Genomic DNA, 12,947 nt, shown 5'->3' with positions numbered 1-12,947 from the left:
AAGAGCCCTCTTTTTCGTTTTCTAGGGCTAAATTTGTAAAAAATAAGCAATATGGCTGGGATACTAGAGCAGGAGATGTTCAACTACTTTATCCAGTTGAATGAAGCAGAAAAAAAAACGGTAGTTCAAATGTTGAAAACCTTTTTAAAAGGTCGTCCTGCCCCGGAGCAGAATATGAGCGTAGAACAGTATAATAAGGAAATAGATGAGGCAATTGCTCGTGTTCAGGCAGGAGACTTTTATACGCAAGAGCAGGTGGAGAAAATGGCAAAGGATTTTTAATGCAAAAACGAAAAATTAAATGGGATAAAAAGGCTTTTTTGTATTTTAAGGAGGCTATTCGCTACATCCGGCAAAACTCCTCTCAGAATGCTGATAAAATTAAACAGGAGATTTTGAAAAAGATTGAGGACTTATCTTTTCGTCCTGAAGTACATGCGCCAGATAAATACAAAATCAATAATTCCGGATGTTATCGTGCATTTGAATTGTATCGGTACCGTATTGCTTACCTTGTTTCAGCAACTGAAATTATTATTGTCCGGTTTAGACATACCAGCCAGGAGCCGCAATCTTATTAGCATCAACAAAGGTTATTACAATCCAACCTTACTGCTATCTTTCAATCCAAACCTTTCTTCCCGAAAGCGCACTTAAAGAATCTTTAATACGGGTGGTGTCAGCATGGGCTACCGGTAATTTGATAAAGAGTTTATAGCTAAGCGAATCTGCCGTTTCCATTTCAATAGGCCAATTGATCGTTTTAAGCTGGTTGAATCTTTTAGAGGCTCGCGGTTGTTTGGCTATTTCCAGTACATACCTGTAACTGTCAGATAGTGTGGCTGTGGTTGCCGGTTTGGGCGTGGCAGGCGCAACGCTGTCGCCCGCCGGAGGTGTAGCAGCGCTATTGCTGGCGGTAGTTACTTCTTCAATATTGCCGTCGTTCCTTTCTTTATTTTGGGTATAGAACCAGATCACGGCGGCTACTGCCACCAGGCAGATGGCCCCTATAATAGCGGCTGGTTTGGTTTTACGCGGCTTCCGGCTCTCGTCGATATAAGATTGTGGAACCGAGTTTTTTTCGGTAATAGGAACCGGCTTCTTTTTTTCTTTTTCGGTATGAATGAATTTCTCCTTATGAAATTCAAAGCTGCCGTCCATTTTTTTGGTCAGCGTGCCAATGCCCGCCAGGAAATAGGGTTTCCCGGTATTTAAAAAATCAATCACTCCCTCTGTTTGTGAGCGTATATCGGACTCGGCCAGTATTTTCATTTTACCGGTTTCCTTCGACACAAAATTGACCAGTTCCTCGTCCAGGCCCGGTACCTTGGTTTGCTCAAAACTGATATCAAGGAGGGATGCCCCCTTTTTGCTGTAATCTACTTCAGGGTTGTAGGTATTGTCCGCATGAAAAGTGCCTAAGCCGGGAAGGCTTAAAACTTTGTGGGTGGCCAGGTATTGAGCCAGTACGGGCGCTAACTTCATTAGTATTGTTTTTGTGTCCACCACAATGATTGCAGTTGAACGGTTTTTAATGGCCGAATCCTTTTCGCCATATAGAACTGGTTAAGACATTAGCGAAAGTCCTGCAGCTCATTTCACAAACAATTGATTATGATGAGTTCGCAATATAGCCGATTTTATTGTATTACCCAAAATGAGATAAACCGCGTAATTTTGACAGATGTATACCCAGGAGGAAGATGCTTTTATAAAATATTGGGCCGCCAACCGGCAAAAGAAAAAACGGATTTTCAGGCAAATATTGCTGGGATTGCCTGCCGGCCTGGTTTTGATGATTGCCATCCTGGCTAATTTTATGAGTGGCTGGTATAAAAGGGCCGCTATGGTGGCCAATGCCGACCCCTCTTTATTTATAATTTTATTAATTGCCGGAATAATTATTGTTGCGTTTGCAGGCGTGTTCACGTCTTACCATAAGTGGGATATTAACGAAACCCGCTATAAAGAGTTGATCAGCAGGAATAAGACGCTCTAATCCGCTCACTTTAAATTTAAATCTCGAAAGAAAATGAAAAAAAGATTTTGGCTCCCGGTTGCAGCTGTGGCAACCGCTTTGAGTTTAACGGCTTGCTTGAAGAATAATGACGACGATATTGTTCGTTGCACTTCTTATACTTTGCAAAGGGACCAACAGGCAATTGATTCTATAATTGGTTCAGAGTTGGACACTTATACCTTTGATACCCAGAATTCGCTCTACTACAAGATTAATAATCCAGGGGCAGGTGAAGGTGCTGTTACCAATGATTCTCTTGTGGCGTTTAATTATGTAGGACGTTTGCTTAACAGTACAGGCACAGGTACTATTATAGATTCCCTGACAATTAAACCTCCGGCTACAAATAATTTGTCATATTATGCCCGCCTGATTGTAGCTTCTTATGCTTTGCCTAAAATTAAGGAAGGTGGGTCGATAACTGTCATAGTGCCTTCGTCACAACTATTTGGCTGCCAGGAAATGACAGGTGTAAATCGGATTCCACCGAATTCTCAACTAATCTATACCTATAATTTAACTGACGTAAGAAGATAAGATTGATATGAAGAAAATATTATTGGCCACAGGCTTAATAGCCCTGATCGGGATAGGGTGTTTAAAGAACAATGAAGACGACTATAAGCCTTGTACCAACAAGTCAGTACAGGAAGAAATGTCGGTTATGACAAAATTTGCAACTGATAGTTCTATCAGTACTACGCAGGACGCCACCGGATTTTTATATCAGGTAATTGAACCAGGTACCGGCGCCACTCCAACCAGCTCCAGTACGGTTGTTGCTAAGTATGTTGGTCGTTTTATGGATGGCAAAGGTTTTGATTCGTCTTACAAAGCGTATCCGGGAGGTGTAGAGTTTCCCTTAAACGGAGTAATACCAGGTTGGACACTTGGCATACCAAAGATAAAGGCAGGCGGAAAAATGAAATTAATTATACCTTCATCGCTTGCATATGGATGTGCCGGGTCTAGAAATCCTTATACAGGTGAACAAATCATTGCTCCCAATCAACCACTCTATTTTTATGTAGAACTGGTAAGTGTGAAATAGTGCTTAACTTCTATAGTTTATTTGAAGCCCGATTCGTTTCGGGCTTTTTTTGTTATATATAGGTTGATACATGTACTGCCGTACAAGCGAGCGTGGCAATACCGATGTACCGTATTCACTGTCGATTTCATAAAAATGTTATAGCAGGCGCTGCATTCCGCTTATTTTTGCCTTCTAAAATGTTGTAATGCTATACGAGCCTATTTCAGTGTTTGATATGTTGAAAATTGGGGTGGGGCCTTCCAGTTCCCATACCTTAGGTCCCTGGCGGGCTGCAGAGCGCTTCGTAAATGAGTTAGAAAGCAAAGGGAAGCTTGAGCAGGTCGGGCAGGTTAAAGTGGTGCTGTATGGTTCACTGGCTAAAACGGGTGTAGGGCATGGTACCGGTATCGCGGTGCAGATGGGCCTTTGCGGCTACGACCCGGTTACCTTTGATGTAGAACAGATCACACCGGCTATTAACCGCATTGCGCAGGAGCAGCAAATTGTATTGGTTGGTAAAAAGCAAATAACTTTTAACCCCGCTACTGATATACAATTTCTTTTTACGGAAACCCTGCCCTATCACTCAAATGGAGTCACCTTTCTGGCAGCTTTAAACAACGGGGAGCATATTGCTGAAACCTACTATTCTATAGGCGGAGGCTTTGTGAAAAAAGAAGGGGAAGAAGTGGTGGCCGATGCTTCGGTAAGTTTACCTTTTCCTATCAATGATGCCGACGACCTGTTAAAATGGTGCATTAAAACCGGGCTTTCTATTCATGAGATCGTTTATGAAAACGAACAGGCCTGGCGAAAGGAAGAGGAGGTAAGAGCCGGAATCTTAAAAATATGGCAGGTGATGAAGGAGTGTGTATACAGGGGCTGTCACACTACCGGTATTTTACCGGGAGGTCTCAACGTGCACCGCAGAGCAGCCAGCTTGAATCGAAAGCTGATTGGTGATGTTGCATATAGCAATTATGAAGAATGGATCGCTGCAATACAAAACGGCGGCAACAGTTTTAAGTATATACTCGATTGGGTAAGCTGTTTTGCCCTGGCCGTAAATGAAGAAAATGCTTCTTTTGGTCGAGTGGTAACCGCTCCCACTAACGGATCGGCCGGTGTAATACCGGCAGTACTGCATTACTATACGGTTTTTTGTAACGATAGCAATGCGGAACAGAACAGCGAGCAGAAGATCATTGATTTCCTGATGACGGCATCCGAAATTGGCAGTATTTTCAAAAAGGAGTCGACGATCTCAGCTGCCATGGGTGGTTGCCAGGCAGAAATTGGGGTGTCCTCTTCTATGGCTGCTGCTGCATTAACCGAAGCATTGGGCGGTACACAAAAACAGGCGTTGATGGCCGCAGAAATCGCCATGGAGCATCACCTGGGCATGACCTGTGATCCCATCGGCGGCCTGGTGCAGGTACCCTGTATTGAACGCAATACAATGGGAGCCATAAAGGCCATCACGGCCAGCCAGCTGGCTTTACAAAGCACACCGGATTTCGCCCGGGTTTCACTGGATGAAGTGATCAAAACGATGTGGGATACGGCACAGGATATGAATTTTAAGTATAAAGAAACAGCCGATGGTGGTTTAGCTGTAAATGTTCCCTTAAGTTTGCCGGAATGTTGAGGTTGGTTGATTGGTTGAGAAGTTGACTGGTTGATAAGTTGACAGGGTAGTGAGTGAGTTGGCAAGGAAGGTTGGATAGAATTTTAAAAGTAATTAAATAAAGATGACAAGAGCAGAGCTGGTACAATTAATTAAAAGCAGGAAATCTTATCTCTGTGTAGGGTTAGATACCGATATCACTAAAATACCGGAACACCTGAAGGATAAGCCCGATGGGGTGCTGGAGTTTAACAAGGCGATTATTGATGCCACCCGCGATCTGTGCGTATCTTATAAGATCAATACGGCCTTTTATGAAGCACAGGGCGTTGCCGGTTGGCAAACCATGCAGCAAACTGTTGAGTATATCGGCAATGAGCACTTTAAAATAGCTGATGCGAAAAGAGGCGATATCGGCAATACTTCTGATCAGTATGCCAAAGCTTTTTTCTCGGCCCTGCCTTTTGATTCGGTTACCGTTGCTCCTTACATGGGTAGCGATAGCGTACAGCCCTTTTTGAAATACGATGGTAAATGGGCTATTGTGCTGGGTTTAACTTCCAATAAAGGAGCTGCCGACTTTGAATTGCAGCCTTGCGGCGAGGGATTATTATATGAAAAAGTGCTAAAAACAGTGTCCCAATGGGGCTCTGATGAAAATATTATGTTTGTGGTAGGCGCCACCCAGGCGGATTCTTTTACTGCTATCCGCCAGATTATTCCGGGACACTTTTTGCTGGTTCCGGGAGTAGGCGCTCAGGGTGGCAGCTTAAAAGATATATCGGAGAAAGCCATGAATAACGACTGCGGACTGTTGGTAAATGTAAGCCGCGATATTATTTTTGCCTCGGGCGGAGCCGATTTTGCAGAAGCTGCGCGTACCAAGGCGTTGGGCTATCAGCAAGAAATGGCGAAATATTTAGGATAGCTTCAACTAAAATCTTTATATTTGCGCCCTGGAATTTTTTTTCAGGATGGTCCGGTAGCTCAGCTGGATAGAGCAACTGCCTTCTAAGCAGTAGGTCATTGGTTCGAATCCAATCCGGATCACATAAGTTCAGGCACTTACAACAATGTAGGTGCTTTTTATTTGCTTGCTGTGATATACACCGTCTACATTCTGTATTCAGGAATATTCAATAAATTTTATTGGTTTTACGTCTGATAGCCTGGAGGAGCGTGTACACCGTCATTTAAATAGTCATTCGGGATTTGGGTCACGTGCCAAAGATTGGCAATATGTTTTTTCAGGATGTTACTCCCACAAGGAAGATGCACAAAAAGAGGGAAAGAGATTGATGGCGGGAAAAGTGCAAGCCGCATCAGGTTACTAATTGCCAAAGTTAGCTAGAGCATCCCGCCTTTAAGAAAGGGAAATCGTCAGCTCTTACTTCCAAATTTAAAAACAGAACAAGGAGGGCGCCTTATCTGCAAAATTCACCGATATTTTAAGTTGGAAAATAAAAAATAACATGTAGCTTTAAGTCTACTTAAACGATTAAGCAATTTTAATAGACTAAAAAATCTTGGCCTCTGGCTAATATGTTAGAGACTGATCTCGATAACATCGATTCAATGATCGCTGGAAAAGAACTGGTAATTAATCTAGGACATTGATGCAATCATTATTGGGACTGCAAATAAACAACCAAGGTTAAACTATTTTAATACTATGAATATCTTTCGACAGCTGCCTTTACTTTTTTTGTGGATTGTCAATTTACCTGTTTCGGCGCAAAGCCCTCTGCAGTTAACTTCTTTGGATGGAAAGATCAAATTTTCATTCAGGCTTACAAAAAAAGCACCGGTCTATAAAATAATGTATAAGGGGAAAACCATAATTGACGATTCGGAGCTAAGTCTCGATTTCAGCGGAGCAGATGGTTTTGGAACCTCGCTTCAATTACTTAAACCTACATTTATAGAAGTGGATGAATATTACGATTTAATTGTTGGAAAGGCAAAAACGGCAAGAAATCAGTATAGGGAAGTCTCTATTCCGTTGGTAGAAAAGGGAGGAAAGAAAAGGCGAATCAACTTCGTGGTTCGGGCATTTAATGACGGGCTTGCTTTTCGTTACGAGTTTCCCGAACAGCAGAATTGGTCATCTTATACATTAACCAATGAATCCAGTACTTTTAATGTCAACGGCGATCCCACAGTGCGTGCGCTCCATTGGGATAATTACAATAATACACACGAGGGGTTTTATCAAAAAAACAAATTGAGTGAACTTAAAGCCGGCGACTTGATGGATCTCCCGGCTTTATTAGAGTTTCCCGGAAGAGTTTATATGGCCATTACCGAAGCGAATCTGAGAAATTATGCCGGAATGTATCTTGTAAAAAAGAATGGTATACTAACAAGTCAATTATCTCCCCTGCAGGGCCAAACGGAGATCAAAGTAAAAGCCAGTCTTCCTCATCGCACACCATGGAGAGTGATGATGATGAGTGATCGTATTGGAGCATTGATTGAATCCAATATATTAACCAATCTCAATGATCCGGCTCAAACGAAAGACTGGTCCTGGTTAAAGCCCGGTAAAACTTCATTTCACTGGTGGAATGGTGATATTGTCCCCGATACAACTTTTGCTCCGGGAGCTAATTTTGAAACCAACAAATATTACATTGATTTTTGCGCGAGAAACGGACTGGCGTACCACTCGGTGATTGGTTACGGTGGCTTTGCGTGGTATCAGAGTGATGCGCCCAACTATGGTGCGGTAGGCCCCCGCACCGACGTCACTAAAACTGTACCTAGTTTAAATATCGAGGAAATATGCAATTATGCCCAAAAAAAGGGCGTTGATATTCATGTTTGGGTACACTGGAAAGCCATTTACCCAAATTTGGATAAAGCGTTCTCTCAATTTCAGAAATGGGGTATTAAAGGTATGATGGTAGATTTTCTGGAGCGGGACGACCAGGAAATGGTTAACATCCAGGAAGAAATTTTAAAGAAAGCTGCTGAACATAAATTATTTATTCAATTTCACGGTGCGTATAAATCCACAGGGTTACACCGCACCTATCCCAATGAGTTCACGAGGGAAGGAGCTTTGAATTATGAGAATAACAAGTGGTTGAAAGAAGGGTTAAGTCCTGATCATGATCTGGATGTTGCTTTTACTCGTCTTTTGGCAGGAGCAACAGACTACCATTTGGGAGGATTTAGAGCAACACCATCAAAAAAATTTAAAACGCAGTACACCAGGCCATTAATGATTGGCACCCGGGCCCATATGTTAGCCATGTATGTAGTGTTAGAGAGTTATTTGCAGATGGTAGCCGATTACCCCGAAGCCTATGAGGGACAGCCCGGCTTTGAGTTTTTACAAAAAGTTCCGACAACATGGGATGAAACTGTAGTTCCAAATGCAAAAGTGGAGAAATACATAACAGTAGCCAGGCGTAAAAATACTGACTGGTATGTAGGAACAATAAATAACACGGAAGCAAGGAACGTGAATATGGCTTTAGATTTTTTACCGGAAGGAACCTATACTCTTGAGTGGTATACCGATGCGCATGATGTAGATGAAAACCCTGATCATCTGATTAAGCAAATCAAAACCGTAAGTCACAAAGATGTGCTCACCCTGGAATTGGCGCCCGGAGGTGGTCAGGTAATGCACCTCCAAAAACAAAAATAAATTAACGGCTGGTTGCTTAAAGCGAAATGTAAAACCTAATTAAATCAATCTAAAATAGTAGCTACCAGTTTTCTCCGTCCTCCATGATACCTGAATTCGCATAAGTAAATGCCCTGCCAGGTACCTAGGTTTAAACGATGGTGGGTGATAGGTATGGTAACTGCGTGTCCTACCACCGAAGCCTTAATATGTGCCGGCATATCATCAGGCCCCTCGTCGGTGTGTACAAACTTTGAATAGCGCTCCGGTATCCAATCCGCAAAAAAGGTTTTAAAATCTTTTAAAACGGTAGGGTCTGCGTTCTCGTTAATGGTAAGGCCAGCCGAAGTGTGTTTAATAAAGACGTGTAGCATACCTGTTTGCGGCAGTTCGCCTAACTCATCCAATACCAGATCAGTAATAATATGAAAACCGTAGGAAAATTCAGGTAAATTAAATTCTATTTGCCGCGCCATAAATTGTAGTAAGAGTTTGATTCAAAAGTACTCTTTTTAGCAGAGCCGTGCGGCTGCTAATCTTTAATAGTTCCTTTCTTTAATAATGCGATTAGCGCCCGGGCGGCGGGACCTGCTGATAAAGGATTTTGTCCTGTTACAAAAAGCCCGTCTGTTTCCACATGATTGGTAAAAGGCAGCACTGCACTTTTGAAATCAGCTCCTAATTTTTTTAAACGGGTTTCCAGGTGATAGGGAATATTATCCGCACGTAGGGTAAGTGTTTCCTCGGTATTGGTAAAAGCGGTTATTCTTGTTCCGCTTAAGAGGCCGGGGGCAAGCTCAGCAGCTTTGATCAGAGCTGCAGGACCATGACATACGGCACCCACGGGCTTTCGTGATTTAATAAATTCCAGAATCAGGCGGCCATTATACTCATCATCGGCCAGGTCCCAAAGAGGTCCATGTCCACCAGGATAAAATACCGCATCGAAGTCCGTAGCATTGATCGTATCAAGCACAAGTGTGGCGTCCAATGCTGACTGAGCTGCTTTATCATCGTTGAACCTTCTGTTGGAGGCGGTTATATTTTCCGTCAGTAAACTAAGGGGGTCTATCGGAGGCTTTCCGCCCAAAGGGCTTGCAATGGTTACCCGGTAGCCGGCGTCAATAAACCCGTAATACGGGTCTGTAAATTCGCCGAGCCACAGGCCCGTGGTACTGTCTGTATTTTCCATGGCAGAATGAGAGGTTAAAACCATTAATATGTGTTTCATGAAACCTGGATTATTGTGGTTAAATGTATTGATAGCAAGGCACAGCGGTCCCCGTTGTTGGCGTTATTTCAATTTGTTGAGCGTCTTCACATGCTCCATATGCTTGCGTAGCACCGGTAACGTATTATCTATAAAAGCCTTTAGCGTAGAATCTTTTACAGTTTGCTGCCCGGTTTCAAAAAGTTGCAGGGCGGTTTCGTGATCTTTAATCATTTGAGCAATATATGCTTTGTCAAAATCACTACCATTTTTTGATGATAATTGTATCGCTACCTGCTGTTTGTCCTCGCTGGCTTTGGCAGGAAGCTGTATGTTTTTGTCTGCAGCAATGATCTTTAAAGCTTCATTGGCCTTACTGTGGTCCTCAATCATCATGCGACCCAATTCTTTTACTTCCGGCGCCTTACTGTTACTCTTGGCAAGTTCTCCCAGTTGTATTTCAGCCATACCTCCGTTAGCGGCATCTATGGCAAATTTCGTTTCCTGCTCACTTAACGTGGTGGGTGTAGCTCCCTGCATCGCAGTATCTGTAGGCATACCCTGTGTGTTTTCCGGTTGTCCTGTTCCATCTTTGTCATCTGATATACCATTACAACTCCATAAAGTAACAATAGCGATAAATGTTAAAAGGGCTAATCTGTTTTTCATACTACTTCTTTTTATGATTGATAAAGATTCCAGGGAAAAACCAGGAATCGTGTAAACGAAAATCAAAATCTATACCGAAGGATAAATAGAAGCGGATTTTTTCGCCGCTGCGTTATTGGGTTGCGAATCGGAAATCAAGTTGGTGTTTTGAAAGAAGATTTGATATTTGCGCCCTTTAAACAACCCGATCAATCAGAATATGAAGACAAAAATAATTGGTATATTATTTTTCGTGCTATTTATCTCCCAGGTAGTTACCGGCCAGGAAAATTCAGGAAGGTGAATTTTGATGAAAGCTTTAAAAAGGCTGAAGCGTCTGAAAAAAATAATGCAGCAAAAAAAACGACGACCTATACCCTGAGCTGATAGAGTGGTGCAAAAAGCAATAGTTGAGGTTTGCAAATATTAAATCACACCTGCAAATTGTAAATCGATCGTTGGTGAAAAAAGTAAAAGAAAATATATTTGAGCGATGATTTCTTTCTATATAACAAACGGATAATGGGCAGAGGCTTTTTTATAAAATTGATTTTAGTAGCTGGGATGTATACTGCAGCCAATGGCCAAACCTGCATAACTACTACTGCGTCTTATAAAGGTACTGTTGGCAGCTATCCGATAGCCATGCAAATTCAGCAAAAAAGACGGAACGATACACTGAACGGGAGTTATTATTACCTGCGCAGCGGCCGTGAAAAAGCGATTGATCTTAGGGGGCTTTTGCGCCATCCCACCTTACTTACTGAACGCGTTTCTGTAGAGAAGAATGGTAAATATTCATGGGAAACTACCGGCCGCTTTTCCATAGTAGCCCCCCTGCTTGCAACGGGCAAATTGAACGGCAACTGGACGAACACAAAGACAGGCAAACAATTACCGGTGCAATTAGAGTTATTGACCGTAGCGGAAGACGCGCCTGTGTTTTATGATTACGAACTGGTAATACATCAAGAGAAGATTATCAATCTTTCGGAGCAGGAAGAACATCGTTATAAAACCACCGCTTTAAAGATCATCCAGGAGGGAAGAATTTTACAGACCTTATCGGGTTTTAACGAGTTCATCGGTAACAGTCCCGAAGTAGAACTGGAAGATCTCAATTTCGATGGACATTTGGATATAAAAATTCCTATCTCATTCCCAGACAGGACCAAATATGACGGTAGTTTCCTTTATTTTATTTACAATGCTTCTACGCAAAAGTTTGTCAGGCATCAGCAACTGATTGACCTTGAGTACCTGTTTTTCGACCCGGTCAAAAAAGAAATCTACCGATACGATCAGGGGCCGGAGGATTTTGTTATTAATTGTTATAAGTGGCGGGGTAACGAAGTGTATTTGCATCGTACTGAAAAGGAGCAGGACTAATAAATTCCCCGGTTTTATTATTTAGCTGAAGACGGTGTGCTCACTTCTTTTCCAATCACTACATCATTCAATACAATGTTCTGTGTATTTGATAAACTCAATGCGGTAGTGCAGGAATCGATCTTTACGTTAGTCAGATAAACATCGCGTACTTTTTGTGTTGGATAGCCTTGTATTACTAAACCGGCCTCACCGGCATGTTTAAAACGCAGGTTCTCCAGGAAAATGTTCCGGATATCTGTTTCAAATCCTTTACCCTCGCCATGATAGAAGGACGTAATAAAGATCGCATCTTCTACATTACCGAATTGCACGTCGTTTACATAAATGTCTTTGATAAAGCCACCCCGGTCGGGGTTGGATTTTAAATATATGCCACGTTTACAGTATCCGCTATAAGTACAGTTCTCCACAAAAACATTTTGTACGCCAGCCGACATCTCACTACCAATTACCAGTCCGTGAAGTCCTTTGAAACGACTATTGCGCACAATTATATTTTCAGAGCTGATAGCAGTTTTGCGTCCTTCATAATCGCGTCCGGCTTTAACCGCCACGTTATCATCTGCATTATTAAAGTCGATGTCTTCTATTAAAATATTCCTGGAATATTCCGGGTCAAAACCATCATTGTTTTTATTAAACGCATCGAACTTTACTTTTCGGGCAGTAATATTTTCCGACTGTAAAAAATGAACACACCAGAAGGGCGAATTCGCAATAGTAATACCTTCAATCAATATATTCTTACAGTCATAAAACTGTATCAGTTGCGGACGCAAATAGTGACCCTTACCAAATATTCTTTCTTTTACGGGTACGCCCTTGTGGTTCATTTTACGGCTAAGCTGCTGGGCCGGCTTTTGCTGGTCGTACCATTTGCTAAAGCCCTCCTTGCCGTTACCATCAATAATGCCTTCGCCAATGATAGACACATTGTTTACTTTATAGGCATAGATCAGCGGGCTGTAATTATACAGAAAAGTGCCTTCCCAACTGGTAGGTACTACGGGTAGGTAGTGATCAGGATGAGTACTGAATACCAGCTTCGCACCTTTTTGCAATTCAATACAGGTATTGTCGACCAGGTGGATGGGGCCGTTCATGATATAGATACCGGGAGGTACTACTATTTTTCCTCCTTTCTTTTCTTTGCACCATTTTAACGCCCTGTCAAATGCAGGTTTGCAGTTGGTTATCGAATCTCCTTTGGCGCCATACTTTGTAACCAGGATAGAATCAGTAGAAATAGCCGGCGGAATTATTTTTTTCAAAATGGCATCACGCTTTTCCGTGCGCGAAGGGCCCGTATAATTTTGCGATTGGCATACCGGTGTATAAAGGCAGGCGATTAGGAGAAGATTAAACCATTTCATGCGCTTC

General features: G+C 42.3%; 14 protein-coding genes and 1 tRNA gene. 10 read left to right on the top strand and 5 right to left on the bottom strand.

Annotated features, from left to right (window positions below; all coding sequences use genetic code 11):
* Nucleotides 1-51: 51 nt before the first annotated feature.
* Both U0035_RS08125 and U0035_RS08120 read left to right on the top strand, forming a co-directional pair.
* The gene (locus tag U0035_RS08125; protein ID WP_114789497.1) at nt 52-282 is read left to right on the top strand and encodes a hypothetical protein; all 231 of its coding nucleotides are present in this window, start codon (nt 52-54) and stop codon (nt 280-282) included.
* Nucleotides 282-581: a type II toxin-antitoxin system RelE/ParE family toxin gene (locus U0035_RS08120; protein WP_114789496.1), complete on the top strand. Its 300-nt coding sequence runs from the start codon at nt 282-284 to the stop codon at nt 579-581. The genes U0035_RS08125 and U0035_RS08120 overlap by 1 nt, the downstream gene beginning before the upstream one ends.
* A gap of 34 nt (nt 582-615) precedes the next feature.
* On the opposite strand, the gene U0035_RS08115 is transcribed toward U0035_RS08120, so the two are convergent.
* Entirely contained in the window at nt 616-1,485 is an 870-nt protein-coding gene (locus U0035_RS08115; RefSeq protein WP_114789495.1) for a hypothetical protein, read from the bottom strand.
* A gap of 199 nt (nt 1,486-1,684) precedes the next feature.
* On the opposite strand from U0035_RS08115, the gene U0035_RS08110 reads away from it, so the two are divergent.
* From U0035_RS08110 to U0035_RS08080, 7 genes are all read left to right on the top strand, one after another.
* Nucleotides 1,685-1,999, top strand: a complete 315-nt coding sequence (locus U0035_RS08110; RefSeq protein ID WP_114789494.1) for a hypothetical protein — start codon at nt 1,685-1,687, stop codon at nt 1,997-1,999.
* 33 nt (nt 2,000-2,032) lie between these two features.
* A complete protein-coding gene (locus tag U0035_RS08105; RefSeq protein WP_114789493.1) occupies nt 2,033-2,557 on the top strand; it encodes an FKBP-type peptidyl-prolyl cis-trans isomerase in 525 nt (174 codons plus the stop codon).
* A 7-nt stretch (nt 2,558-2,564) separates the two neighbouring features.
* Nucleotides 2,565-3,071 carry an FKBP-type peptidyl-prolyl cis-trans isomerase gene (locus tag U0035_RS08100; RefSeq protein WP_114789492.1) on the top strand — a complete coding sequence of 169 codons (507 nt, stop codon included), beginning with the start codon at nt 2,565-2,567 and terminating at the stop codon, nt 3,069-3,071.
* A 187-nt stretch (nt 3,072-3,258) separates the two neighbouring features.
* Entirely contained in the window at nt 3,259-4,701 is a 1,443-nt protein-coding gene (locus U0035_RS08095; protein WP_114789491.1) for an L-serine ammonia-lyase, read from the top strand.
* Nucleotides 4,702-4,804: 103 nt separating this feature from the next.
* On the top strand, nt 4,805-5,608 hold the full coding sequence (gene pyrF, locus U0035_RS08090) for an orotidine-5'-phosphate decarboxylase (protein WP_114789490.1): 804 nt from the start codon (nt 4,805-4,807) through the stop codon (nt 5,606-5,608).
* Nucleotides 5,609-5,656: 48 nt separating this feature from the next.
* A tRNA-Arg gene (locus tag U0035_RS08085) sits at nt 5,657-5,730 on the top strand.
* Nucleotides 5,731-6,352: 622 nt separating this feature from the next.
* Nucleotides 6,353-8,338, top strand: coding sequence for a glycoside hydrolase family 97 protein (locus tag U0035_RS08080; protein WP_114789489.1), 1,986 nt, complete (start codon nt 6,353-6,355; stop codon nt 8,336-8,338).
* 44 nt (nt 8,339-8,382) lie between these two features.
* Here U0035_RS08080 and U0035_RS08075 read toward each other — a convergent pair whose 3' ends face one another.
* From U0035_RS08075 to U0035_RS08065, 3 genes are all read right to left on the bottom strand, one after another.
* The gene (locus tag U0035_RS08075) at nt 8,383-8,793 is read right to left on the bottom strand and encodes a secondary thiamine-phosphate synthase enzyme YjbQ (protein ID WP_114789488.1); all 411 of its coding nucleotides are present in this window, start codon (nt 8,791-8,793) and stop codon (nt 8,383-8,385) included.
* A gap of 56 nt (nt 8,794-8,849) precedes the next feature.
* Nucleotides 8,850-9,548, bottom strand: a complete 699-nt coding sequence (locus tag U0035_RS08070) for a type 1 glutamine amidotransferase domain-containing protein (RefSeq protein ID WP_170138294.1) — start codon at nt 9,546-9,548, stop codon at nt 8,850-8,852.
* A 63-nt stretch (nt 9,549-9,611) separates the two neighbouring features.
* Nucleotides 9,612-10,196, bottom strand: a complete 585-nt coding sequence (locus U0035_RS08065) for a DUF4142 domain-containing protein (RefSeq protein WP_114789487.1) — start codon at nt 10,194-10,196, stop codon at nt 9,612-9,614.
* Nucleotides 10,197-10,697: 501 nt separating this feature from the next.
* On the opposite strand from U0035_RS08065, the gene U0035_RS08060 reads away from it, so the two are divergent.
* A complete protein-coding gene (locus U0035_RS08060; RefSeq protein WP_114789485.1) occupies nt 10,698-11,564 on the top strand; it encodes an XAC2610-related protein in 867 nt (288 codons plus the stop codon).
* Nucleotides 11,565-11,581: 17 nt separating this feature from the next.
* Here the strand turns inward: U0035_RS08060 and U0035_RS08055 are convergent, their stop codons facing one another.
* Nucleotides 11,582-12,838 carry a glycoside hydrolase family 28 protein gene (locus U0035_RS08055; protein WP_211316341.1) on the bottom strand — a complete coding sequence of 419 codons (1,257 nt, stop codon included), beginning with the start codon at nt 12,836-12,838 and terminating at the stop codon, nt 11,582-11,584.
* Between the last annotated feature and the right edge of the window lie 109 nt (nt 12,839-12,947).

Source organism: Niabella yanshanensis, assembly GCF_034424215.1.
In the GTDB taxonomy this organism is placed as follows: Bacteria; Bacteroidota; Bacteroidia; order Chitinophagales; family Chitinophagaceae; genus Niabella; species Niabella yanshanensis.
The sequence above is the reverse complement of the archived record's forward strand: the minus strand, read 5'-3'. Positions and strand labels throughout refer to the sequence as shown.

What these genes read in the sequence shown, in the direction of transcription:
- pyrF (WP_114789490.1), top strand. Translation starts at nt 4,805, where the DNA reads ATGACAAGAGCAGAGCTGGTACAATTAATTAAAAGCAGGAAATCTTAT.
- U0035_RS08060 (WP_114789485.1), top strand. Translation starts at nt 10,698, where the DNA reads ATGGGCAGAGGCTTTTTTATAAAATTGATTTTAGTAGCTGGGATGTAT.
- U0035_RS08125 (WP_114789497.1), top strand. Translation starts at nt 52, where the DNA reads ATGGCTGGGATACTAGAGCAGGAGATGTTCAACTACTTTATCCAGTTG.
- U0035_RS08110 (WP_114789494.1), top strand. Translation starts at nt 1,685, where the DNA reads ATGTATACCCAGGAGGAAGATGCTTTTATAAAATATTGGGCCGCCAAC.
- U0035_RS08120 (WP_114789496.1), top strand. Translation starts at nt 282, where the DNA reads ATGCAAAAACGAAAAATTAAATGGGATAAAAAGGCTTTTTTGTATTTT.
- U0035_RS08115 (WP_114789495.1), bottom strand. Translation starts at nt 1,485, where the DNA reads ATGAAGTTAGCGCCCGTACTGGCTCAATACCTGGCCACCCACAAAGTT.
- U0035_RS08095 (WP_114789491.1), top strand. Translation starts at nt 3,259, where the DNA reads ATGCTATACGAGCCTATTTCAGTGTTTGATATGTTGAAAATTGGGGTG.
- U0035_RS08100 (WP_114789492.1), top strand. Translation starts at nt 2,565, where the DNA reads ATGAAGAAAATATTATTGGCCACAGGCTTAATAGCCCTGATCGGGATA.
- U0035_RS08075 (WP_114789488.1), bottom strand. Translation starts at nt 8,793, where the DNA reads ATGGCGCGGCAAATAGAATTTAATTTACCTGAATTTTCCTACGGTTTT.
- U0035_RS08105 (WP_114789493.1), top strand. Translation starts at nt 2,033, where the DNA reads ATGAAAAAAAGATTTTGGCTCCCGGTTGCAGCTGTGGCAACCGCTTTG.
- U0035_RS08065 (WP_114789487.1), bottom strand. Translation starts at nt 10,196, where the DNA reads ATGAAAAACAGATTAGCCCTTTTAACATTTATCGCTATTGTTACTTTA.
- U0035_RS08070 (WP_170138294.1), bottom strand. Translation starts at nt 9,548, where the DNA reads ATGAAACACATATTAATGGTTTTAACCTCTCATTCTGCCATGGAAAAT.
- U0035_RS08080 (WP_114789489.1), top strand. Translation starts at nt 6,353, where the DNA reads ATGAATATCTTTCGACAGCTGCCTTTACTTTTTTTGTGGATTGTCAAT.